General features: G+C 43.5%; 21 protein-coding genes, 2 pseudogenes and 1 riboswitch. Of the genes and pseudogenes, 21 read left to right on the top strand and 2 right to left on the bottom strand.

Annotated features, from left to right (window positions below; all coding sequences use genetic code 11):
- The first annotated feature begins 149 nt into the window (after window positions 1-149).
- Window positions 150-614, top strand: coding sequence for a MarR family winged helix-turn-helix transcriptional regulator (locus tag K1I56_RS07885; RefSeq protein WP_070595212.1), 465 nt, complete (start codon window positions 150-152; stop codon window positions 612-614).
- Window positions 611-1318: a B3/B4 domain-containing protein gene (locus K1I56_RS07880; protein ID WP_070666048.1), complete on the top strand. Its 708-nt coding sequence runs from the start codon at window positions 611-613 to the stop codon at window positions 1316-1318. The genes K1I56_RS07885 and K1I56_RS07880 overlap by 4 nt, the downstream gene beginning before the upstream one ends.
- Before the next feature lie 25 nt (window positions 1319-1343).
- On the opposite strand, the gene K1I56_RS07875 is transcribed toward K1I56_RS07880, so the two are convergent.
- Complete coding sequence (locus K1I56_RS07875) at window positions 1344-1787, bottom strand: GtrA family protein (RefSeq protein ID WP_223325701.1); 444 nt, start codon at window positions 1785-1787, stop codon at window positions 1344-1346.
- A 28-nt stretch (window positions 1788-1815) separates the two neighbouring features.
- A riboswitch (PreQ1 riboswitch) is annotated at window positions 1816-1922 on the top strand.
- Here K1I56_RS07875 and K1I56_RS07870 point away from each other — a divergent pair.
- The 4 genes from K1I56_RS07870 to pulA all read left to right on the top strand — a co-directional run bounded on the left by K1I56_RS07870 (window position 1920) and on the right by pulA (window position 7833).
- Window positions 1920-2429, top strand: coding sequence for a QueT transporter family protein (locus tag K1I56_RS07870; protein WP_023917840.1), 510 nt, complete (start codon window positions 1920-1922; stop codon window positions 2427-2429). It overlaps the preceding riboswitch by 3 nt.
- A gap of 85 nt (window positions 2430-2514) precedes the next feature.
- On the top strand, window positions 2515-4473 hold the full coding sequence (ligA, locus tag K1I56_RS07865; protein WP_223325700.1) for an NAD-dependent DNA ligase LigA: 1959 nt from the start codon (window positions 2515-2517) through the stop codon (window positions 4471-4473).
- 9 nt (window positions 4474-4482) lie between these two features.
- Window positions 4483-5445, top strand: a complete 963-nt coding sequence (locus tag K1I56_RS07860) for a diacylglycerol kinase family lipid kinase (protein ID WP_021153031.1) — start codon at window positions 4483-4485, stop codon at window positions 5443-5445.
- Window positions 5446-5523: 78 nt separating this feature from the next.
- A complete protein-coding gene (gene pulA / locus K1I56_RS07855) occupies window positions 5524-7833 on the top strand; it encodes a type I pullulanase (RefSeq protein ID WP_223325699.1) in 2310 nt (769 codons plus the stop codon).
- 51 nt (window positions 7834-7884) lie between these two features.
- Here the strand turns inward: pulA and K1I56_RS07850 are convergent, their stop codons facing one another.
- The gene (locus K1I56_RS07850; protein WP_223325698.1) at window positions 7885-10044 is read right to left on the bottom strand and encodes an LTA synthase family protein; all 2160 of its coding nucleotides are present in this window, start codon (window positions 10042-10044) and stop codon (window positions 7885-7887) included.
- A 230-nt stretch (window positions 10045-10274) separates the two neighbouring features.
- Between K1I56_RS07850 and K1I56_RS07845 the strand changes: the two genes are divergently transcribed.
- The 15 genes and pseudogenes from K1I56_RS07845 to K1I56_RS07775 form a co-directional block, all read left to right on the top strand.
- Window positions 10275-11438, top strand: a complete 1164-nt coding sequence (locus K1I56_RS07845) for a class I SAM-dependent rRNA methyltransferase (protein WP_223325697.1) — start codon at window positions 10275-10277, stop codon at window positions 11436-11438.
- Window positions 11435-12112: a type I 3-dehydroquinate dehydratase gene (gene aroD / locus K1I56_RS07840; protein ID WP_070660332.1), complete on the top strand. Its 678-nt coding sequence runs from the start codon at window positions 11435-11437 to the stop codon at window positions 12110-12112. The genes K1I56_RS07845 and aroD overlap by 4 nt, the downstream gene beginning before the upstream one ends.
- Complete coding sequence (gene aroE / locus K1I56_RS07835; protein WP_223325696.1) at window positions 12102-12974, top strand: shikimate dehydrogenase; 873 nt, start codon at window positions 12102-12104, stop codon at window positions 12972-12974. The genes aroD and aroE overlap by 11 nt, the downstream gene beginning before the upstream one ends.
- Window positions 12975-13134: 160 nt before the next feature.
- The gene (aroB, locus tag K1I56_RS07830) at window positions 13135-14208 is read left to right on the top strand and encodes a 3-dehydroquinate synthase (RefSeq protein ID WP_223325695.1); all 1074 of its coding nucleotides are present in this window, start codon (window positions 13135-13137) and stop codon (window positions 14206-14208) included.
- Between the two features lie 6 nt (window positions 14209-14214).
- Window positions 14215-15381 (top strand): chorismate synthase, encoded by a 1167-nt coding sequence (aroC, locus tag K1I56_RS07825; RefSeq protein ID WP_223325694.1) that lies wholly within the window; start codon window positions 14215-14217, stop codon window positions 15379-15381.
- A gap of 16 nt (window positions 15382-15397) precedes the next feature.
- Entirely contained in the window at window positions 15398-16504 is a 1107-nt protein-coding gene (locus tag K1I56_RS07820) for a prephenate dehydrogenase (protein ID WP_223325693.1), read from the top strand.
- A gap of 100 nt (window positions 16505-16604) precedes the next feature.
- Entirely contained in the window at window positions 16605-16943 is a 339-nt protein-coding gene (locus K1I56_RS07815; RefSeq protein WP_003014453.1) for a YlbF/YmcA family competence regulator, read from the top strand.
- 171 nt (window positions 16944-17114) lie between these two features.
- Window positions 17115-18398 (top strand): 3-phosphoshikimate 1-carboxyvinyltransferase, encoded by a 1284-nt coding sequence (aroA, locus tag K1I56_RS07810; protein WP_223325692.1) that lies wholly within the window; start codon window positions 17115-17117, stop codon window positions 18396-18398.
- Window positions 18391-18876, top strand: coding sequence for a shikimate kinase (locus K1I56_RS07805; protein WP_223325691.1), 486 nt, complete (start codon window positions 18391-18393; stop codon window positions 18874-18876). The genes aroA and K1I56_RS07805 overlap by 8 nt, the downstream gene beginning before the upstream one ends.
- The gene (gene pheA, locus K1I56_RS07800) at window positions 18867-19721 is read left to right on the top strand and encodes a prephenate dehydratase (RefSeq protein WP_223325690.1); all 855 of its coding nucleotides are present in this window, start codon (window positions 18867-18869) and stop codon (window positions 19719-19721) included. Before K1I56_RS07805 ends, pheA begins: the two co-directional genes overlap by 10 nt.
- Complete coding sequence (locus tag K1I56_RS07795) at window positions 19718-21034, top strand: LCP family protein (RefSeq protein ID WP_223325689.1); 1317 nt, start codon at window positions 19718-19720, stop codon at window positions 21032-21034. The genes pheA and K1I56_RS07795 overlap by 4 nt, the downstream gene beginning before the upstream one ends.
- A 62-nt stretch (window positions 21035-21096) precedes the next feature.
- Complete coding sequence (gene rlmD / locus K1I56_RS07790; RefSeq protein WP_223325688.1) at window positions 21097-22455, top strand: 23S rRNA (uracil(1939)-C(5))-methyltransferase RlmD; 1359 nt, start codon at window positions 21097-21099, stop codon at window positions 22453-22455.
- A gap of 409 nt (window positions 22456-22864) precedes the next feature.
- The gene (locus K1I56_RS07785; RefSeq protein ID WP_208448747.1) at window positions 22865-23026 is read left to right on the top strand and encodes a hypothetical protein; all 162 of its coding nucleotides are present in this window, start codon (window positions 22865-22867) and stop codon (window positions 23024-23026) included.
- Window positions 23023-23186: pseudogene (locus K1I56_RS07780) on the top strand (replication initiator protein A); the annotation flags it as partial. The gene K1I56_RS07785 and the pseudogene K1I56_RS07780, both read left to right, overlap by 4 nt.
- A pseudogene (locus tag K1I56_RS07775) lies at window positions 23184-23810 on the top strand (CHAP domain-containing protein); the annotation flags it as partial. The pseudogenes K1I56_RS07780 and K1I56_RS07775, both read left to right, overlap by 3 nt.
- Between the last annotated feature and the right edge of the window lie 116 nt (window positions 23811-23926).

The following is a 23926-nucleotide window of genomic DNA, read 5'->3' as shown; positions in this document are numbered from 1 at the left end:
AGCCCACTCAACCACTGCGTCTTGCTCGACAATTCAAAAATAATTGAGAGGCTAGGACTTTTGTCCCAGCCTCTTTTTTTCTTACCTATTTTTATTGCATTTGCAATAAAAATGTGTTATGCTATTGTCAATAGGAAAGGAGGAGTGAGATGAGTATTTTGCGTGAGATTGGCATCATTGCGCGAGCACTGGATTCTATAGCAAATATTGAATTTCGAGATTTGGACCTGGCGCGTGGTCAATACCTCTACTTGGTGCGAATTGCCGAGCAACCTGGAATGATTCAGGAAGAACTCTCTGAAGTCTTGAAAGTAGATCGATCCACCGTTGCAAGGTCTGTAAAAAAATTAGAAGAACGAGGACTGATTCAGCAGCGTCCAAGGGGTGAAAACCATAAAATCAAGGAATGGGAATTAACTGAAAAAGGTAAGCAGATTTACCCCTTCATTTTAGGGGAACATCTTTACTCTGAGACAACTGCCTTAAAAGGATTTTCCAAAGAAGAAGTCGCACAGTTAGAGGATTATCTCATCCGAGTTAGAGAGAATATCACCTTGGATTGGGAGCGAGTCAAAAAAGGTCAAAAAAGAAATTATAGTGAGGTAAAGCAATGAAAGTGACAGTCGATCAAGCATTTTGGGATTTATTTCCAACAGCTAGAATTACAGTGATGTCCTTGTATGGTATTGATAATACAGTAGATGAAGCCAAGGATCCTTATTTTAAAGAATTGTTGGACAAGGGTACCAAGAGAGCATGGGAATTTATTGATGAAGAAAACTATACCCAGAGTGAGTTCGTTCAAGAGTGGCGCCAAGCTTTTAGCAAGTTTAAAACAAAAAAAGGAGCCCGATCTTCCATCGAGGCACTCTTAAAACGGGTTCACCAGGGACGTGAATTCTATCCGATTAATCCTTTGGTGGATCTTTACAATAGCGTGTCGATGGCCTATGCCCTTCCTTGTGGGGGAGAAGATATGGATAAATTGGTGGGTGGCCTCTCTCTAGGTCAAGCGAAGGGAGGCGAACCTTTCTTTCCATTAGGAGCTGACGAAGATGCGCCAGCTTTGGAAGGGGAGATCATCTACTACGACCAAGAAGGCGCCGTTTGCCGTTGTTTGAATTGGCGTGAGGCTCAAAGAACCATGCTAACTGAAGATACCAAGGACGCTATTTTAGTCATTGAAGCCATCAACGAGGAGCAGGCCAAACGGGCACAAACAGCCATGCAGGAATTGAAAGATCTAGCTAAGGATTATTTTGGGGTTGAAGGCACCATCTATCAATTAAGTGCAGAACATGCAAGTATAGAAGTTTAAAGTAATAAGGCTTGAAACAATCGTTTCAAGCCTTGTTTTTATTTTTAAAGACAAAGAGTTTACTAAAGACGTAATTGAGGACCACAATGGCCACTTGTGCAAAGAGGGTTTCGATTAGATTGATCTGACTCTTGTTATTGTGGACAAATTGCCCGATAATTCCTGGGAATTGCTTGACAAAAATCTCGGTCAAGGCCATATCTAGAATAAAGGTCCCAGAGCGCGCAATCGCAAATCGGATCAAGCGCTGAAACCAGCCCTTTCTTTCTTGTTTAAAGACAATGGTATCGTTGGTCGCAAAGGCAAAGAGGATCCCAGCAATGTTTCCAATAGCTGTCGCTAATCGTTCGTCACTAGTCACATGATAGATGAAGAGGCGGGTTCCGACGGAAACAAGGGTTGTGGCAACTCCAAAAAAGAGATAGGATAAAATTTCATTATCAAAAAATTTTTTAATTAGTGTTTTCATAAATTCAGTCTACCATAAAACCTCAAAATATGCTATACTTGAAAAGTTGAAGAAATCAAACCTTCGACCCTTGGTGCTTAAGATCCTTTCGCCAAGCATATTAAACGCGGGAAAACCGCTAAAGGAGAATAGATGAAACAGTTAACTGCTCGTGATATGGCACAAATTGCCATTGTTGCTGCGATTTATATCGTATTGACCATTACCCCACCTCTCAATGCTATGGCCTACTATGGCTATCAATTCCGTGTTTCGGAGATGATGAATTTCTTAGCCTTCTACAATAAGAAGTACTTGATTGGAGTGACTCTTGGTTGTATGATTGCTAACTTATTTAGTTTTGGATGGATCGATGTCTTTGTCGGTGGAGGTTCGACCTTTGTCTTCTTAGGACTCGGACTCATTTTATTTGGTCGTTTTAAAAACAAGTTCTTGTTTGACGGTCTTATTCGGTTGGACCATTTCTTGTTTGCGATTTTCTTTTCCATTTCCATGTTTACGATTGCCTTGGAACTTTATTACCTTCAAGGCCAACCATTCTTCTATAACTGGTTGACCATGGGAGTGGGGGAATTTGCATCCTTGATTTTTGGAGCGATTGTGATCAATCAACTTTCTAAACGGATTGATTTTACAAAATAAGAAAAGGGAGCTCTGGCTCCTTTTTTTCATGCTAAGAATGCAGTAAATTCAAGGCTAAATTAAGATTTTATGATAAAATAAGAACATGAAAACCAGAATGAAAGAATTAGTGGAATTACTCAATCGCTATGCTTATGAGTATTACACAAAAGACGCTCCATCTGTTTCAGATAGTGAATACGATCAATTATATCGGGAGTTGGTGGAACTAGAAACAGCTCATCCAGATGAGATCTTACCAGAGAGTCCAACTCACCGTGTAGGTGGTGTGGTTTTAAAAGGTTTTACTAAATACCAGCATCAGTATCCCCTTTATAGTTTGCAGGATGCTTTTTCACGTGAAGAATTAGAAGCTTTTGATCAGCGTGTTCGTAAGGAATTTCCTTCTATCAGCTATGTATGCGAGTTGAAGATCGATGGCTTGTCCATTTCCCTCACCTATGAAAATGGTGTCCTTGTAACAGGAGCAACACGTGGGGATGGTTCTGTCGGTGAGGATATTACAGAGAATCTCAAGCGGGTCAAGGACATTCCTTTGGTGTTACCAGAGCCAGTGAACATCACAGTTCGAGGCGAGTGCTACATGCCACGGGCTTCCTTTGATCGGGTCAATCAGATCCGTCAAGAAAATGGCGAGCCTGAGTTTGCCAATCCACGGAATGCTGCTGCGGGAACGCTTCGCCAATTGGATACGAAAATCGTGGCCAAGCGAAATCTCGCGACCTTCTTGTATCAAGAAGTGAGTCCCACTGATCAAAGCAGTCAGGAAGGCGTGCTTGAGAAATTAGCTCGCTTAGGGTTTGTCGTGAACCAAGAGCGAGTGTTGGCAGAGGATATGGAGCAAATTTGGGACTTTATCCAAAAAGTAGCTCAGTTTCGAGAGGATCTTCCCTATGATATCGATGGGATCGTCATCAAGGTCAATGACCTAGCTGTTCAAGAAGAACTAGGCTTTACCGTCAAGGCTCCAAAATGGGCTGTCGCTTATAAGTTTCCAGCTGAAGAAAAAGAAGCGAAAATCCTATCGGTGGATTGGACCGTTGGAAGGACCGGTGTTGTGACACCAACTGCCAATCTAACTCCAGTCCAACTAGCAGGAACCACCGTTAGTCGCGCAACCTTGCACAATGTGGACTATATTGCTGAAAAAGATATTCATCAGGAAGATACCGTCATTGTCTACAAGGCTGGTGATATCATTCCAGCGGTCTTACGTGTCGTCAAAGATAAACGGGTATCTGATCAAGCATTAGCCATTCCAACTCATTGTCCGAGCTGCCAGAGTGAGTTGCTTCATTTCGAGGATGAGGTGGCCCTTCGCTGTATCAATCCGCTCTGTCCAGCTCAGATTAAGGAAGGATTGAACCACTTTGCAAGTCGGGATGCTATGAATATCACAGGCTTGGGTCCAGCTGTTGTAGAGAAACTCTTCGCAGCTCAGTTGGTAGAGGATGTAGCTGGGATCTATCGTCTGACAGTCGAGGATCTATTGACCTTAGAAGGCTTTAAAGAAAAATCTGCTGAAAAACTCTATGAAGCCATTCAAGTTTCAAAAGAGAATTCAGCCGAAAAGTTACTCTTTGGTTTGGGGATCCGCCATGTTGGTAGCAAGGTTAGTCAAATCTTGCTCCAAGAATTCCATGACCTCGATCAATTGGCTACAGCAGATCCAGAACGAATTTCCAGCATTGATAGTCTCGGTATGGTCGTGGCTGAAAGTCTCAAGACTTATTTCGCGCAAGAAGGATCCAAGCGCCTATTGCAAGAGCTAAAAGAAGCTGGAGTCAATCTTTCTTATCTTGGTGAAAAAGTCGCTGCTGATGCAGCCCTATCAGGAATGACAGTCGTTTTAACTGGTAAGCTAGAACGCCTCACGCGTTCAGAAGCGAAGGCGAAATTAGAAAGTCTGGGCGCTAAGGTAACTGGATCAGTTTCCAAAAAAACAGATTTGGTCGTTGCAGGTAGTGACGCTGGTAGTAAGTTAACCAAAGCACAAGAATTAGGAATCCAGGTAGAAGATGAGGCCTGGCTTGAAAGTTTGTAGAGGATCTTTATGGTAGAACGAATCAAAAAAGCCCGTTTAATTTATAATCCGACCTCTGGGCAAGAAATTATCAAGAAAAATATTGCGGAAGTCTTGGATGTACTCGAAGATGTAGGCTACGAAACAAGCGCCTATCAAACGACTCCAGAACCATTTTCTGCTCAAAATGAAGCAGAAAGAGCCGCCAAAGCAGGCTTTGATTTAATCATTGCTGCTGGTGGAGATGGCACGATTAATGAAGTGGTCAATGGAGTTGCAGGTCTGGAGAATCGTCCGCAGATGGCCTTTATCCCAACCGGCACAACCAATGACTATGCGCGTGCCTTGAAGATCCCGATGGGAGATCCAGTGGCAGCTGCCCGCATTATCGAAAAGAATCAAACCATTCAAATGGACATTGGTCGTGCTTATGGCAGTAAGTATTTTATCAATATTGCTGCAGCAGGGACCATGACAGAATTGACCTTCAGTGTCCCAAGCAGTGTCAAATCTCGCTTGGGTTACTTTGCCTATGTGGCAGAAGCTGCTAAAATGTTGCCGCGAAACAAGGCTCGTAAGGTGCGGATTGAGCACGACAATGGTGTCTTTGAAGGGCCAGCGTCTATGATTTTTGTGGCCTTGACCAACTCGATTGCTGGCTTTGAAAGTGTCGCACCAGATGCTAAGCTCGATGATGGAAACTTCACCTTGATTATCGTAAAAACTGCTAAGCTCTTTAACATGTTGTCCTTGATGATTCAGGCTATTAATGGAGGCAAGCATGTGCACGATGAAAATGTAGAATATCTCAAGACCAAGAAGTTGTCGATCGAAATGTTAGGGAAAAATGCTCAACCATTCCGCATCAATCTAGATGGCGAATATGGGGGAGATACTCCAGTTGAATTGGAAGTCTTTCATAATCACTTGGAATTCTTTGCGAATATTGATGAAATCAACAACGATGCTTTGGTTCACACATCTGAAGAATAAAAACAAATAGTTGGAACCATGTATGTGTTTCACGAGCGAATGGTTCCTTCGGTATCAAATTGGAAATAGGAAAATGTTATGCGACAATACCATGTAAAGCTTCATTTTCATAAGCAAAAAGGAAATTATTTTGCCTATGATATGTGGCAGTGGCAGGATCAAGTAGAAGGAAAATCAGTCTCTTTCTCCAAGTTAGATTATTTTGGAGTAGAGGGAAATCTGGTATACGAGAGTGAGGATGCCTTGAGCCGGGGTCATGTCTTGGTTAAAGAAGGAGATTGGCTCACCCAAACCCGTGATTTTGAAATCGAACTCTTACCAGAAGGGTATGTTCGAGAAGTTTGGATTCTCGATGGGGACGATACTGTCTATTATTCATTGCAAGCTGCTTTGACGAGTCATGCTTATAGTCATCGTCAGCCTCATGCCTACGATATGGCGACCCATGCCAAGGAATTTGACACCAAATGGGCTTATCAAGGCTGGCTTGGTTATCGTGACGAAGAAGGGGAGTATTGCTTTAAGCTGTGGGCCCCTACTGCTAAGAAAGTTGAATTGTTGCTCTATCAATCAACAGAGTTGGATGCGCCTATTTGGAAGACTATTCCAATGATGCGTGGCAAACAAGAGTCTAGCTACCATCCAGAAAACACCCAAGGTGTTTGGATTCTAGATTTTCTAGGAAATTTAAGTGGCATGGCTTATCAATATCGTGTGCATTTTGAACACCAGACTCAAGTGACGCGCGATCCTTATAGCATTGCAACGACAGCCGATGGAATGCGCTCAGCCATTCTCTCAAGAGCAGATCGTCAGTTTGATTGGGGCACTAAAAAAGGCGCCGATGTGACTCCCTGGCGCCTGGATAATCCTTGTCAAGCAGTGATCTATGAGATGCACCTTCGGGATTTGACCAAGTCACCGACATCAGGTGTGGACGAGTCTTTGCGTGGGACCTATCTGGGGGCTTGCCAAGAAGGGACCGTCAATAGCCATGGCGATGCGACTGCCTTTGATTATATCCGTCAGTTAGGGGTCAATGTCGTGCAATTACAGCCGATATCTGATCGCTATAAACAGTACGATGAAGAAGGTCGTGTGACCTACAATTGGGGTTACGACGTTCAGAATCATTCTGCACCAGAAACCAGTTTTTCAACAAATCCATCTAATCCCAAACAAACCATGAAAGAGCTTAAAACTATGATCCGTGCTTATCATGAAGCTGGGATTTCTGTAGTCATAGATGTGGTCTACAATCATACCTACTCAACTGAGCATGGTCCTTTCCAAAATACAGTTCCGGATTATTATTACCGGATGGAGCCAGATGGGCGCTTCCAAAATGGGACAGGTGTCGGTAATGAGACGGCAAGTGAGCATGAAATGTACCGCAAGTACATGATTGATTCCCTTACGCACTGGGTAAAAGAGTACCAGATCGATGGTTTCCGCTTTGATTTGATGGGCATTCACGATGTGACGACAATGAATGCTATTCGGGAGGCGATGGATGCTCTGGATCCTCGCATTCTCCTTTATGGAGAAGGTTGGGACATGGGAACCGGTCTCGCACCAGAGGATAAGGCTAAGAAAGACAATGCGGCGCAATTGCCACGTATTGGATTCTTTAACGACACGGAGCGCGATGCTATTAAAGGGGCTGAGGTTTATGGTTCCATCAAACGTGGCTTTGTCAGCCGAAAATCAACAGAGAACATCGTTGCGCGTGCTGTTCTAGGTAGTGCGGAACTTGTAAATTATTCGACGCCTAGCCAGGTCTTAAATTATGTGGAAGCTCATGACAACTATAATCTCTTTGACTTGCTTCAGACCCTCCATCCAAATGAAGAAGTAGCAGGCTTGGTCAAGCGCTCAGAGTTGGCTACGGCCATGAATCTGCTCTTCCAGGGTATGACCTTTATGCAATTGGGTCAAGAGTTTATGCGGACTAAATTGGTAGCGACAGGTCCTGATGGAGAGATCACACCTTTGGATCGTGAGCGGGCCATGAATTCTTACAATGCTCCAGATTTTGTGAATCAGGTCAATTGGGATTTGATCAGTCAGAATAAGGAATCGATCGCCTACATTCGAAGCTTGATCGCCTTGAAGACCAGTCTTCCTGTCTTAGGGCTTGAAAGCTATGATAACATCTACCAACAAGTCTTTATCCAATCTGCGACAGATACCAGTGGTCTTGTCATCTATGAACTAACAGGAGACAAGAAGTACTTGGTCATCTTCAACGCCAGCGGGCTTCCATATTACCTCCAAAATTCAGATAAATTGAAATTAATGGTTGGTAATAGTCGCCATAAACGTCCCTTCTATGTGGAGAATTTAACAGCTTCTATTTTTGAAGTCTTAGATAAAAGTAAGGTATGATACTTTTTTAAGAAATCGCAAAACCCCTGAGTTTTTACTCAGGGGTTGCTTTTATTTTGAGGAACTGCTACTCGTCTCAGTTGAGGAAGAACTATCATCTTCTGGGTGCAATTCTTTATAAGTTGGTGCCTTGAAGAGATCGACAGTGGACTGGTTGCTACGTTGGTTATAAAGGCTGGTTGATTTGTCACCTTTTTCTTTTTCGATCTTCTTCAATGCCTTGAAGGAATTGGTGTAGGAATAATCTTCTGGATTGACTTTTCCAAGATCATTGCCCTTGAAGAAGCGGAGGAGGTCACCGGTCTGGATGCTATCGCTAATCTTCAATTGAAGGTTAGCAGCTTCCCTAATCTTGTCCAGTTCTTCCTTGGTTTTTTCGTCTGGGTTCGTGATTTCTTCACCTGTTTTAGTGTAATAGGTCCGGCCACTATAGCTTGTATACTCAGGAGTTACAAAGTAGTTAGCGGAGCGGAAGGCGACGATTTGATCATGATCTGGTGAGAGCATATCTTGACCAACTTGGAGGAATTTGTTGGATTCAATACCTAGCAAATGTTCCAAGGTTGGGAGCATATCAATTTCGCCACCATAGGTATCAATGATGCTACCCTTATCCATACCTGGAACGACTACCATATAAGGTACGCGTTGCAACATGGCATTGTCATAGCTTGACCACGTTTCAGAGTTCTTACCAAGTAGAGGAGCAAGAGCTGGGTTACGAGAGTTTGAAATTCCGTAGTGGTCCCCATAGAGAACGATGATGGAATTTTTGTAAAGACCAGATTCTTTCAGGTAATCAAAGAAGGCTTTGATCGAAGAATCCAGGTAGTTAGCGGTCGCAAAATAGCCATTGATGGTTTCGTCTTGTGTCTTAGCAAGAGGGAAGCCAAGATCATCTCCTGACAAGCTAGTCGTATAAGGATAATGGTTGGAAACCGTAATGAACTTCGTATAGAAAGGCTGTTGCAATCTCTCGAGGTATTTGATGGAATCCTTGAGCATGTATTTGTCATTAAGACCATACTGGAAGGAATTGCTGCTGTCTTGTTTGGTGAAGTAGCTAGCATCAAAGAAATAATTGTAGCCCCATTGTTTATAGGCTGTATTTCGATTCCAGAAACTTCCAGCATTCCCGTGGAAAACAGCGCTAGAATTGTAACCATTTTTTGAAAGAATAAATGGTGCAGCCTGTTGGGTATTGGTTCCGCCATAGTTCACCATAAAGGAACCTTGGTTGAGTCCAAAGAGCCCCGTTTCAATCATGGTTTCAGCATCGGACGTTTTCCCTGCTTTGACTTGGTTAAAGACATTCGAAAAGGCAAAGGTTTCCTTCGAATGATAGAGGGAATTTAAGAAAGGCGTCACTTCATATTCTTTATCGTCTACTTTCAACTTGTAATCGATCAAGAATTGTTGGAAACTTTCCAAGTGAATGTAGATGACGTTACGGCCTTTGGCCATTCCAAAGTATTCAGGATTAGGCTTAGCGTAATGCTGTTGGATATATTCTTCCACCGGTTTTAAATCTGCTTCGGAGGCTTTGGAACGTTCTTTGTTGGCAGCATAGGTCTGATTAGCGCTATAACCCAGAAAGGCTGGCAAGCCTAGGGCACGAACGACATAGTAGTTTGAGAACCCACGAGTCAAGAGCTCAGGTCGGTCAATTTCTGCAAGGAAAAGGTTGGCCGAAAAGAGCATAGCCGATAAAGAGGTAACCGCAAAACTAGCTCGTTTATTGAAGGGACGATTGTCCATACGAATCCATTTCTTAAAGAAGAAGAAAGCTAGAATAGGGAAATCTAGAATGTAGATCACATCCCAAGGGCGGAATAATTCTAAAGCAGCAGCTCCGAGACCAGCAGACACTTTGCTCGAAGCCAACATGGTATTGACCGTTACGAAGTCTGTAAACTCTCGATAATAGATGGAGTTGGAAATCAACCAAATAAATAAGAGAAGGTAGATCCCAAAGGCCAAACTATAAAAGAGCTTGGTTCGTTTAATATAGAGTGCTAGACCGATGAAGAGCAGACTGATCGGCAATGGGTTGATCACTGCTAGAAAGATCTGATAAGGTCCCTGAATGTCTAAATTAAAATCAACTGAATAGGCCCACATGGTTTTGAACCAGTAGAGCAGCAGAAGGGTCAAGACAAATCCTAGTCTGGTACTCATGAAATTGAGTATCGAATTCGTAATTTTTTTCACAAAATGTTACTTCCTTGTCTTATTTCCTAAAAATTTTCATATACAAGTATACCACATTTTTATGGAGAAAGAAAAAAATGACTGTAAAGAAGAGGAAAGAAATAGGAGAGATCCGGTATTTTATATCGTTTAAAGCTAAATGATGAGAGCTAGGATAAAATGGTAAAAAAAGTTCCAGTAAATAAAGCCTCCCTTTGTGAAAACTGCAGACTTTTGCTATAATAGAGGGTATGAAAAAACTCACAGTCAGTCGGCAAGTAGCTCGAAAATTAAAACAAGGACAATCGCTTCTTGAAAAGCAAGACTTTGATTCGCTTCCTACCTTGGATCAAGCTGTTCAATTGCTTTCAGGAGATGGACAATCTCTCGGAGTCGGATACTTATCTGAACAAAATAAAGGGATTGGATGGTTTGTTTCTCAAGAGTTGGTTGCTTTTGATCAAGCCTTTTTTATGGAGCTTTTCATCAAAGCCAAGCAATACCGCCGTTCTTATTATGAAGATGAGAAGACAACTGCTTTTCGTCTCTTTAACCAAGAGGGAGATGGTTTTGGCGGCTTTACGGTTGACTTATATGATGAGTTTGTTGTCTTTTCTTGGTACAACCTTTATGTGTATCAGATCAAGGAAATCATTTTAGCAGCCTTTCAAGAAGTTTTTCCTAAAGTCCGAGGTGGCTATGAAAAGATTCGCTTTAAAGGCTTGGACTATGAATCGGCTCATGTCTATGGAGAAGAAGCTCCGCAAGAATTTTTGATTCTTGAAAATGGAGTTTCTTACCAGGTCTTTCTCAATGATGGTTTGATGACGGGGATCTTTTTGGATCAGCATGAAGTTCGAGGTAGCTTGGTAGAGGGCTTAGCAGCTGGCAAGTCCTTGCTCAATATGTTCTCCTATACGGCGGCCTTCTCTGTTGCTGCAGCAATGGGTGGAGCAGTTGAGACAACATCGGTCGATCTGGCTAAGAGAAGTAGAGAATTATCAGAAGCGCATTTTGTGGCAAATGGCTTGACGCTGGATGCTCATCGTTTTGTCGTGATGGATGTCTTTGACTATTACAAATATGCCAAACGCCATGACCTAAGCTATGATGTGATCGTGCTCGATCCGCCTAGCTTTGCGCGGAATAAAAAACGGACATTTTCAGTCGCTAAAGATTTCCATCGATTGGTCAGCGAGGCCCTCGAGATTTTAAATCCAGGTGGGACCTTGATTCTCAGTACCAATGCGGCAAATGTGACCAAAGAAAAATTTAAAAAACAAATCGAAAAGGGATTTCAAGGCCGTAAGCATCGCTATGTAGCGGAATACGGCCTTCCGGGAGATTTTCGATGGAACAAGAAAGAAGAAAGTAGTAATTACTTAAAAGTATTTACGATTAGGGTGGATGTATGAAGTTAGTTGTTTCGATTATGCCTCGCTCCTTAGAAGAGGCGCAACAACTAGATGGTTCGCGTTACGAGGATGCAGATGTTATTGAGTGGCGTGCGGACTTTTTAGAAAAAAGCGAGATCTTAACCGTTGCTCCAGCAGTATTTGAAAAATTTGCTGGACGCGAGATTTTATTCACCTTGCGGACTCGAGCTGAAGGTGGAGAGATGGAGCTGACCAACGAGGAATATGTTGGGATTCTGAAAGATATTCAATCTATCTATCATCCAGATTATATCGATTTCGAGTTTTATAGTCACCGTGAAGTCTTTGAGGAAATGTTGGAGTTTTCAAATCTTGTTCTCAGCTACCACAATTTCCAAGAGACACCGGAAAATATGATGGAGATCTTATCGGAATTGACCAGCTTTTCTCCAAAATTAGTCAAAGTATCTGTCATGGCCCACAATGAACAAGATGTTCTTGACTTGATGAATTATACGCGTGGTTTCAAGACGCTGAATCCTGAGCAAGAATATGTAACCATTTCCATGGGCAAGGTCGGGAAGATTTCGCGCTTGACAGCTGATTTGACAGGCTCTTCCTGGTCTTATGCTAGAGTCGGAGATGAAAGCGCCCCAGGTCAAATTCCTCTTGAAAATATGAGAAGAATTCGGGAGTTATTAAATGAAGATTGACGGATATACTCGGATGGCAGCGGTCATTGCCCATCCCATTCGTCATAGTATTTCTCCTTTCATCCATAATCTAGCCTATGAATTAACAGCGATCAATGCTGCTTATCTAGCTTGGGATATTGCTGAAGAAGACTTAGAAAGCACCATCAGCCAAATTCGTAAGTTGAATATGATTGGAGCCAATATTTCCATGCCCTATAAGCAGAAGGTCTTTCCTTACTTAGATGAAGTGGATGAGATGGCCCGAAAGATCGGTTCTGTCAATACCATTGTTCACCGTGATGGCAAGCTGAAAGGCTATAATACGGATGGAATTGGTTTCTTTCGTAGTTTACCTCCTGCTTTCTCTATTGAGGGAAAAACAATGGTTCTCTTAGGCGCAGGTGGTGCAGCTTTAGCGATTATTGCACAGGCCATTCATCTAGGTGTGAAACGTATCCTTGTCTTTGTGAGAGAGGAGAGATTAGTTCATTATCGTTCCAAGGTTCAGTTGCTAGAAGATGCCTTTGATTTCATGATAGAATTGTATGCGATTGAGAAAGATGAAGAAGTTCAAAACTCTTTTAATCAAGCCGATCTCATCTTAAATGCCACTGGTGTAGGCATGGATAGTGAGTCTCTTCCGATAGCGAGTCACTTGACCTTTCCCCCACAGGCCTTAATCGTAGAGATGGCCTACTATCCGGCAGTGACCCCCTTTCTGCAATTAGCAGTGAATCAAGGAAACCAGAGGGTAAATGGGCTGGGAATGCTCTTTTATCAAGCTGAAGCAGCCTTTGAATTAATGACTGGGAAAGTATTTCCTACAGAGTCTGTATGGAAAGCTTTGACAACAGAATATCGTCAATTTGTATGTGATTAAGAGAGGGGTTTACCTTTTCCTATTGAAAAAGCTTTATGAGATTAGACAAGACCTGATTTTTAAAAAACAGTCTTGCTCTAGTCTCTTTTTCATTTTGATTGAGACATGTGCCCTATTTCATGATAAGATAGAATCAAAGAAAAACGCGAAGGAGATTCCTATGAACGTATCGGTACCTATTCCAGGACATTCCTATGATATTGTGATTGAAAGAGGTGGTCTCAACCAGGTTGGAGACTGGTTGCGCACTCTTTGGGGCGATAAAAAAGTCGCCATCATTTCCGATAACCGCGTGGCTAAGCTATATGCCTCTATCGTAGAGAAGAGCCTTGAGAAAGCTGGGTTTCAAGTGGTGCGCTTTGAGTTTCTTCAAGGGGAAGCTAGTAAGAATCTAACCACTGTTTCAAAAGTTTATGAATTTCTAGCTACTCAAGGTATGACGCGCAGTGATGGAATCGTCGCTCTTGGGGGTGGCGTAGTTGGTGATTTGGCTGGTTTTGCTGCCTCGACCTATATGCGGGGAATTTCCTTTGTTCAGATCCCGACTAGCTTGACCGCACAGGTGGATTCTTCTATCGGGGGAAAGACTGGAGTCAACACAGCGCTTGCCAAAAACATGGTAGGGACCTTTGCTCAACCAGATGGTGTGTTTATTGATCCTGAAGTGTTGAGGACTTTGGGGCAACGTGAATTGATCGAGGGGATGGGCGAAGTCATCAAGTACGGCCTCATCCAAGATACTGAACTTTGGGAAGAATTGGAAGCCATGGATGGTTCTGTCCAGAGTATTTTAGAGCATGCAGAGAGCATCATTTCCCATTCTTGTCTGGTCAAGCGAGACCATGTTGTGGCAGATGAGTTGGACAATGGCATTCGACTATATCTCAATTTTGGGCATACCATTGGGCATGCTATTGAAGCGACAGCTGGTTATGGGCAAGTTATGCATGGAGAAGCCGTCAGTATGGGCATGGTGCAGCTCTCCCGAGTTGCAGAAGAAAAGGGCCTGATGCCAAAAGGAATCACTCAAAAAATTGAAGAAATGTGCCGGAAATTTGGTCTTCCGGTGACCTATGAGAACTGGGATAAAGAAGCCCTTTATCAAGCCTTGACCCATGACAAAAAAGCGCGTGGAACTAGCTTGAAATTAGTAATTGTTCCAGAGTTGGGGCAAGCAGCGATTCATCAAATCCCTCTTCAAGAAATGAAGGACTTTTTAGAAAGAAAGGAATAAGGTCGTATGAGATATTTAACAGCAGGAGAGTCCCATGGGCCTCGACTAACAGCCATCATCGAGGGGGTTCCGGCAGGCCTTCCTTTATCTGAAGAGGATATTAATAAAGAGCTCAAACGTCGACAAGGTGGCTATGGTCGTGGTGCTCGGATGAAAATCGAGAGTGACCGTGTTGAGATCACATCAGGGGTCCGTCATGGCTTGACCATGGGAGGTCCGATTACGCTGAACGTGACCAATCTGGATCACCAAAAATGGCTGGAGATCATGAATGTAGCACCGGTCGAAGAGAAAAAGAAAAATCTGCGTAAGATCACCAAGCCACGTCCTGGTCATGCCGATCTAGTCGGAGGGATTAAATACCGTTTTGACGATCTTCGTAATTCCTTAGAGCGTTCTTCTGCCCGTGAGACGACCATGCGTGTAGCCGTTGGTGCGGTTGCTAAACGGATTTTAGAAGAGATTGGCGTTGAAGTGGCCAGCCACATTGTTAATTTTGGGGGAATCGAGATTGCAATTCCCGAGAATCTAACCGTTTCAGAAATCAAGGAAAAGGCAGCGAAGTCGGAAGTTTCGATTGTTGTGCCAGAACAAGAAGAAGCCGTTAAGGCTTACATTGACCAAGTGAAAAAAGATGGTGATACCATCGGGGGAATTATGGAAACCTTGGTTGGTGGTGTGCCTGTTGGACTAGGATCCTATGTGCAATGGGACAAGAAATTGGACGCCAAAATCGCTCAAGGGGTGGTCTCTATCAATGCCTTTAAGGGAGTGGAGTTTGGTCTTGGTTTTGAAGCAGGTCGCCTAAAAGGGAGTCAAGTCATGGATGAAATCATCTGGTCTCAGGACACTGGCTATACCCGTCGCACCAATAATCTTGGTGGTTTTGAAGGGGGCATGACCAACGGTGAGCCCATTCTGGTTCGTGGCGTCATGAAGCCTATTCCGACCCTCTACAAACCTTTGATGAGTGTGGATATTGAAACCCATGAGCCTTATAAGGCAACAGTTGAGCGCAGCGATCCAACGGCTCTACCAGCTGCAGGTGTGGTAATGGAAGCAGTGGTCGCAACAGTCCTTGCTAAAGAAGTGCTTGAAAAATTCTCATCCGATAACTTGGAAGAATTGAAAGAAGCCGTTGCCAAGCACCGGGAATTTACTAAGAATTTTTAAGAGAAAGAGTTTTCCTTTGGAGAAGAAAGTTGTATATATTGCAGGCTTGGGCTTGATTGGCGCATCCCTCGCGCTAGGGATTAAAAGGGCCCACCCAAATGTGACCATTCTTGGCTACAATCGGAGTGAAGCCTCTAGAACCATCGCCCTTGAAAGAGGAATGGTGGATCAAGTGACGGATGATTTCGCATCCTTTGCCCCTTTAGCGGATATCATTATTTTGGCCCTTCCGATTAAGCAAACCAAGTCTTACTTAGAAACCTTAGCTGGCCTGAATTTGAAGAACCAGGTACTAGTGACAGATGCAGGCTCTACCAAGGCAGCAATTGTCGCACAAGCTGAAAAAGTGTTTACAGATAAGGATGTACGCTTTGTGGGAGGACACCCCATGGCTGGTAGTCATAAGACAGGTGCTGCAGCAGCAGATGCAACCTTATTTGAAAATGCCTATTATATTTTTACCCCTTCCAGCTTGACGACAGGGGGGGCCATGGAAGAGTTGAAAGAGCTTCTGAGTGGATTGGGATCCCGCTTTATTGAAATCGACGCCGAGGAACACGATCGGGTGACTTCCCAGATCAGCCATTTTCCTCATATTTTAGCTTCGACACTGGTCGAGCAGGCCGTAGCTTATGGGGAAGATCATGAAATGACCCGCCGTTTTGCGGCTGGTGGCTTTCGGGATATGACACGAATTGCGGAAAGTGAGCCAGGCATGTGGACCTCTATTCTCTTGTCCAACCCTCAAGCGATATTAGAGCGGATTGCAGATTTCAAAGAGCGTTTGGATCAGGTGGCTGAGACCATTCAAGCAGATAACGAGGAGGCCATTTGGTCCTTTTTCCAAGAAGGGCGGAAGCACCGAAAAGAAATGCAGATCCATCAGCGTGCTGGACGTGATAGTGCCTATGATCTCTTTATCGATGTCCCCGATCAGGAAGGTGTGATCCTCGAAATCTTACAACTCTTACAAGGGATTTCCTTGGTCAATATTCACATTAATGAAGAGAATCGTGAAGATATCCACGGGATTTTGCAGCTGACCTTCAAAAATGCAGAGGATCAAGAGCGGGCTCAAACATTGATCAGCCAAGCGACGTCTTATACCGTCCTTGCTCGCTAAGTCTACAGAAGGATTTGCGTCAAAAGGCTTGCTTCATTTTAGGAATATTGAAGGAAAAGCAGTATAATAGAAGTATCTTATCAGTAAAGGAGCCCAGAAAATGGCAAATATTTATGATGTAGCAAATGAACTCTCTCGGACCCTGCGAGACCTTCCTGAATATAAGGCTGTCGTAGAAAGCAAACAAGCGATCGAAGCAAATCCAGAAGCGAAAACACTGTTTGACGAATACGTCGCTTTCCAAAATCAATTGCAAGGCTTGATGCAATCCGGTCAACTTCCAACAGAAGCTGTGCAACAAGAAATGAAGGACTATATGGAAAAAATCCAAGCAAGTCCGATTGTGAATGAATTTTTCACCAAACAACAGCAATTGTCTATTTATCTTGCAGATCTTGAAAAGATCATCTTTGAGCCGATTCAAGATTTATACAAGTAGAAATTTCTACCAGAGTTGTCATTTCGACTCTGGTATTTTCGTTCGCCACTAGATCAAAAGAAGCTCAAAAAAAGCTAGGAAACATTCGTTTTTTGTTCCAAATTTTTGATCAAAAATTGAATTCATACCTTAATTATGATAGAATATGAGGAAAAGCATCTGGAGAAGGCAATGAAATTAAGAACCAATAGCAAGGGTCTAAAGGGAACCATTCGTGTCCCTGGTGACAAATCCATCAGTCACCGATCCATTATTTTTGGAAGTCTTGCAAAGGGCGAAACCAAGGTCTATGATATCTTGCGAGGCGAAGATGTGCTCTCTACAATCCAGGTGTTTCGAGATTTAGGAGTCTCCATCCAGGATGACGGGGATGTGATTCGGATTCAAGGGGTAGGCTTTCAGGGCCTACAAGTTCCGACAGCTCCCCTTGATATGGGTAATTCAGGGACTTCTATTCGTTTGATATCAGGTGTCCTAGCGGGCCAGGATTTTTCAGTGACCATGGTCGGAGACGATAGTCTTTCCAAACGGCCTATGGATCGTGTAGCGATTCCACTGCGTCAAATGGGAGTAGAAATTGCTGGCCAGGGAGAGCGTGATTGCCCGCCTTTGCATGAAAAAGGAACCCATCAGCTTCACCCCATTCATTACCGTTTGCCAGTCGCATCGGCTCAAGTCAAGTCGGCTCTCATCTTTGCTGCTCTACAGGCTGAGGGTGAATCGACGATTATCGAGAAGGAAAAGACGCGTGACCATACAGAGGATATGATTCGCCAATTTGGTGGGGAGATCCAGGTAGACGGAAAAACTATCCACATCCAGGGTGGCCAAGAGTTCCAGGGTCAAACAGTCATCGTTCCTGGAGATATTTCTAGTGCGGCCTTTTGGTTAGTGGCTGGACTCATCCTTCCAGATAGTGTGATCAAGATTGAAAATGTTGGCATCAACCAAACGCGGACAGGGATTCTCGATGTCATCCAGGAAATGGGGGGAGATCTCACCATTGACGATCGGGATGAAAAAGCTGTCTCGGCAAGTCTTACTGTCATGACTTCGTCCTTAAAAGGGATGCGGATTGATGGGGAGTTGATTCCACGCTTGATTGATGAATTGCCGATTATCGCCTTACTTGCGACACAAGCAAATGGCCAGACCGTGATTGCGGATGCTGAAGAGCTTCGTGTGAAAGAAACGGACCGCATCCAGGTCGTAGCAGATAGCCTCAATGCTATGGGAGCCAATGTCGTGCCAACGGAAGACGGCATGATCATCACTGGTCCGACTCCCTTACATGGAGCAGACCTAGAGACCTTTGGAGATCACCGGATTGGGATGATGGCTGCCATTGCTGCCTTATTGGTGAGTGATGGAAATGTGGTGCTGGATCGGGCAGAGGCCATCAACACCAGTTACCCTAGTTTTTTTGAAGATTTGGAGACCTTACTGCATGGCTAAAATTTTACTTGGTTTTATGGGAACAGGTAAAACGACTGTTGGTCGCATTCTTGATCCAAAATTCCATGATATGGATGAATTAATTGTTGAAGAGATCGGTATGTCGATCAATGACTATTTCGCAGTGGAAGGAGAAGCAGCCTTTCGTCATCGCGAGGCTGAGATGTTAGAGCGTTTATTGGAAAACGAGACAGCTATTATTTCCCCTGGTGGCGGGATTGTCGTCAATCCACATAACCGTGCCCTCTTGGAAAAAAATCCATACAACATTTATTTGCGCGTGGATTTTGAAACCTTGTACAGTCGCATTCAAAATGACAAAGCTATGCAACGTCCCCTCTTTTTAAACAATACCAAAGAAGAATTCAAGAAGATTTTTGATGGCCGTTTGCCTTTGTATGAGGATATTGCTACCCATATTGTGGATGTTAAGGACAAAACACCTGAAGAAATTGCGGAGATTATTCGATGCTTGTAGGCTATCTAGGTCCCAAGGGATCTTTTACTCACGATGTGGTGACTCATAGTTTTCCAACTTCTGAACGCATCGCTTATCGAACGATCACAGATGTTATTAAGGCCTATGAAAATCAAGAAATTGATTTTGCAGTCGTCCCAGTTGAAAACTCTATCGAAGGCAGTGTCCACGAGACCATCGATTACCTCTTTCACCAAGGGACCATCCAGGCCGTTGCAGAAGTGGTCTATCCCATCAAGCAACAGCTCTTGGTGGCTAGAAAAGATCGGCCTATTCGAACGGTCTATTCGCATCCACAGGCCTTGGCCCAAGGGAAGGCTTTTCTAAGGGCCCATTATCCAGATGTGGCCATGGAAATGACGGCTTCAACAGCCTATGCAGCCCGCTATGTAGCAGAACATACAGAATTGGAGATTGCAGCTATTGCCCCTCTGGCAGCAGCAAGTGAGTACGGTTTGGAAGTCCAGGCCAAAGACATCCAAGAAATCGAGGACAACTACACGCGTTTTTGGATTCTAGGGGCAAAAGAGCCCTTGATTTCAGAAACTTTGAATCTTTCGAGTCAAAAGATTAGCTTGGCTTTAACCTTGCCAAGTAACTTGGCAGGAGCCCTCTATAAGGGGTTGTCCACCTTTGCTTGGCGGGGAATCAATTTAACCAAGATTGAAAGTCGCCCCCTAAAAACAGCTTTAGGAGAATACTTTTTCATTATTGACCTCCTAAATGAAGCGCCTGATCTTGTGCACTTTGCCTATCAAGAATTAGACAGTTTGGGTATTCAGACAAAAGTCTTGGGGCAGTATCAGGTCTATACCATAAAAGATAACGGAATGGAGAAAAGATGAGTAACGAATCCAACTTTCTATCTCACCATGAGCGAAAGCGATTAGAGTACTTATACTCAAATTTTCATTATTTGAATGAACGAGAACAACTAGAATACAATTATTTGCTCAAAAAAAGCCAAGGAGTTTATGAGGAAACAGCCCCCCTTAAACAGCCTGAAGTAGCTGCTACTGAAGAAGTGCAAGGGGAGATTGCTGAACCGATTGGTGACCTTCCTGTTTACCAATCACGTAGCAGAAAAACAAAGAAAAAAGCAGTCGCTGCGACGAGCGATCTACCTAAGAAACCACGGAAAAAGATCCGCGTCAAGCGGATCCTCAAGTGGATAGCTCTCTTTTTCTTGCTCATTATCGGTGGCATGGTCTTTATGTTTGTGAAAGGCCTCAACAGTAAACCAGCTGGGAAAGATGCCAAGCCTGCTGTCGTCGAGAAATTTAACGGCAAGAAGTCGCGAGATGGGGTCAATATCCTGATCTTGGGGACAGATGGTCGGATCGGTGAGAAATCAGATGAGACTCGGACAGACTCCATCATGGTGGTCAACGTCAATAACAAAGAAGGCAAGATCAAGATGGTCAGCTTCATGCGGGATACACTGGTCCATATCGATGGAGTGAGCCAGCAAAATATTCCTGAATATGATGGCTACTATGACCAGAAGCTCAATACTGCCTTTACCATTGGGGAGCAAAATAACAACCAAGGGGCTGAATTGGTGCGTCAGATGCTCAAAGATAACTTTGATATTGACATCCAATATTACGCCATGGTCGATTTCAAGACCTTTGCGACAGCGATCGATACCCTCTTCCCAAATGGGGTCGAGATGAATGCGCAGTTTTCAACGGTTGATGGCGAAAAGGTCAGTGAAGTGGAAGTGCCAGACGATTTGAATATGAAAGACGGCGTCGTTCCGCAGCAAACCATCAAGGTTGGAAAGCAACGGATGGATGGCCGGACCCTTCTCAATTACTCGCGTTTCCGTAAGGATGATGAAGGGGACTTTGGCCGGACCCGTCGCCAGCAAGAGGTCATGTCTGCCATTATGCACCAGATCAAGGATCCAACCAAACTCTTTACGGGATCAGAAGCCCTTGGGAAAGTCTTTGCTATGACGTCTACCAATGTACCTTTCTCCTTCCTATTGACCAATGGACTTGGCCTGGTTGGAAGTGCTGGAAAAGGAATTGAACGAGTGACCATCCCAGAAAATGGGGATTGGGTCGATGCCTACGATATGTACGGTGGCCAAGGCTTGCTCGTCGATTTCGATGCTTATAAAAAGAAATTGTACCAAATGGGACTGAGATGATATAATAAGGGGATAGGAGTTTTGAACTCCACCCCTTTTAATTTGTAGAAAGATAGAACACTATGTTAAAGAAAAATGAAATTGTAACCGTTGATATTGTCGATTTGACCCACGAAGGAGCAGGAGTGGCTAAGGTCGATGGCCTGGTCTCTTTTGTGGAGAATGCCCTTCCAGGAGAAGTTGTCCGCATGCGCGTGCTTAAAGTCAACAAAAAGATCGGTTACGGAAAAGTAGAGGAGTACTTAGAAAAATCCCCTCATCGTAATGAAGAGCTTGATCTTGCCTATTTACGAAGCGGAATCGCCGACTTAGGTCACCTGGCTTATCCGGAGCAACTAAAATTCAAGGCCAAGCAGGTCAAGGATAGTCTATATAAAATGGCAGGAATCTCTGATATCGAAGTACCCCTGACCTTGGGGATGGATCACCCTGTCCAATACCGCAACAAGGCCCAAGTCCCTGTCCGTCGTGTCAATGGTCAGGTCGAAACAGGCTTCTTTCGGAAGAACTCTCATGATTTGATGCCGATTGAAGACTTTTATATCCAAGATCCAGTCATTGACCAAGTAATCTTGGCGCTTAGGGATTTGATTCGTCGTTTTGACCTCAAGCCTTATGATGAAAAAGAAAGATCTGGCTTGATCCGCAATCTTGTGGTCCGCCGAGGTCACCATTCAGGAGAAATCATGGTCATTTTGGTGACCACTCGTCCCAAGATTTTCCGTGTGGACCAGTTGATCGAGCAGTTGATCAAGCAATTCCCAGCCATCAAATCCGTTATGCAAAATATCAATGACCAGAATACCAATGCGATTTTTGGAAAAGAATGGCGGCTTCTCTATGGTCAAGATTACATTACCGACCAAATGTTGGGCAATAGCTTCCAAATCTCTGGCCCAGCCTTTTACCAGGTCAATACAGAAATGGCAGAGAAGCTCTACCAGACAGCTATTGATTTTGCAGAACTAAGAGAAGAGGATGTGGTCATTGATGCCTACTCCGGAATTGGGACCATTGGCTTATCCGTTGCCAAACATGTCAAGGAAGTCTATGGCGTAGAAGTCATCCCCGAAGCAGTGGAGAATAGCCAGAAGAATGCTGCATTAAACGATATCAGCAATGCTCACTATGTCTGCGATACAGCTGAAAATGCCATGAAGAATTGGCTCAAGGAAGGCATCCAACCAACTGCTATCCTAGTCGATCCCCCACGCAAGGGCTTGACCGAAAGCTTTATCAAAGCAAGTGCCCAAACAGGCGCTGACCGCATCGCCTATATCTCCTGTAACGTCGCCACCATGGCGCGTGATATCAAACTCTATCAAGAGTTGGGCTATGAATTGAAGAAAGTCCAACCGGTTGATCTGTTTCCACAAACGCACCACGTCGAGTGTGTTAGTTTGTTAGTGAAACGGAGTTAATCCTCAAAAGGTTCACTGAACCTTTTGAGTCCCACAAACGCACCATGTTGAGGCATTAGCGAAGTAGAAGTATATGATCTGCCCATGTAATAGGATTCGTAGAATGAGGAGGGAAACCGACGAAATGATACGGTAACAGCGAACCGCTGAGTGCGTAGTGTTGCTATAACGACTAAATGGGTGTAAATTCTTGATTTCAAGTTATTGTACAAGTATTTTGTCTTTGTAGATAAAGGCAATTTTGACATCAAAAAAGTCCTAAAATGGTACATAGAAGTAAATGTATTTGTGGATATCGCCCGCATATCAGAAAAATGAATACAATAATAAATATTTATATCTCAACCGAGAACTATTCTATATGGTTCTCGATTTTTTTTGCGTTTAAGGAGAAATTTTGTAGAAAGAAATGCCGTCATCACATTATATCGTGATTTCTTATCTAGTCCGACAAATTGTCCTGGATATTGTTGAAGCAACAGCTGTGATGGCTGATTTGGAAAAGAGTGGCTTGATTCAAATCCAACCAAGTGGTGAACTGGAGATAAAAGAGTGGGGAGGTATCTCATGAAATGGATTACAGCAAATCAATATCAAACGTCTGAGCGCTATTACAAGATTCCAAAGATTCTCTTTGAGGATGAACGGGGGATATGGAAATGAAAGTCAAGGTGATTTATGCGGTTCTTAAAGACCGCCAAGAGCTGTCTCTTAGTCTTAGTTGGGAGGACAATCCCCATTATACCAATTGGCTTAATGATTTCTTTGGAAATACGGGTAGTTCAGTTATTCTCGCCCAGTTCTTTCTAACCTTCTGGTAGGGTAATTCAGGAGATAAGTTACTCGAACGCCAGACAAGAGATATAGAGTGGTATTACTATATTGAAAAGGGCTTTTGTCAGCCAAACAGAGGTACGGCTCAAAGTGATTCTAAGGCTTTTGAAAGTGTACGAGGGGAACTTTATGATAACTCGATTCCAGGAGGTGGCGATGCTATGGCTAGTGTACTTGGGAAGTAGCAGGTCGGATCAAGCAGTTAGGATTAAAATTCAAGGGCAGAAATGGGGAAAAGATTCCTAATATCAACACCATGGGAATTGCTCAAGACTAGGTGGCAACCGCTGCAATTCTGGATGGTGACATAGGCTCTATTCCAAGGGCTGGAGCTATGATCTCCTTTGTCGATAGCCAGTTATGGAACCTTTGTTTTATATGGTCATGTGTCTTTCGTCTAGAAGGTCTATCCAGATGATTCATTTCTGCTATCAGAAACTAATTTTGATGGTAGACGGTTTTCTCAGGTAGATAGTGCCATGAATTTTGCTTATACGACGAAACAGAGAGTCTTTACTTGAAATTTTCTAATATTTTGGTGACATATAGTTTTTGTAAGTCGCTTTTTATTATCAAAAAACTTGCATTTTATCATTTAAATTGATAAAATACGTAAAAAATGATAAAAAGGAAAAAC

The organism is Streptococcus parasanguinis, assembly GCF_019929185.1.
In the GTDB taxonomy this organism is placed as follows: domain Bacteria; phylum Bacillota; class Bacilli; order Lactobacillales; family Streptococcaceae; genus Streptococcus; species Streptococcus parasanguinis_O.
This window is presented reverse-complemented; position numbering and strand designations above follow the sequence as displayed.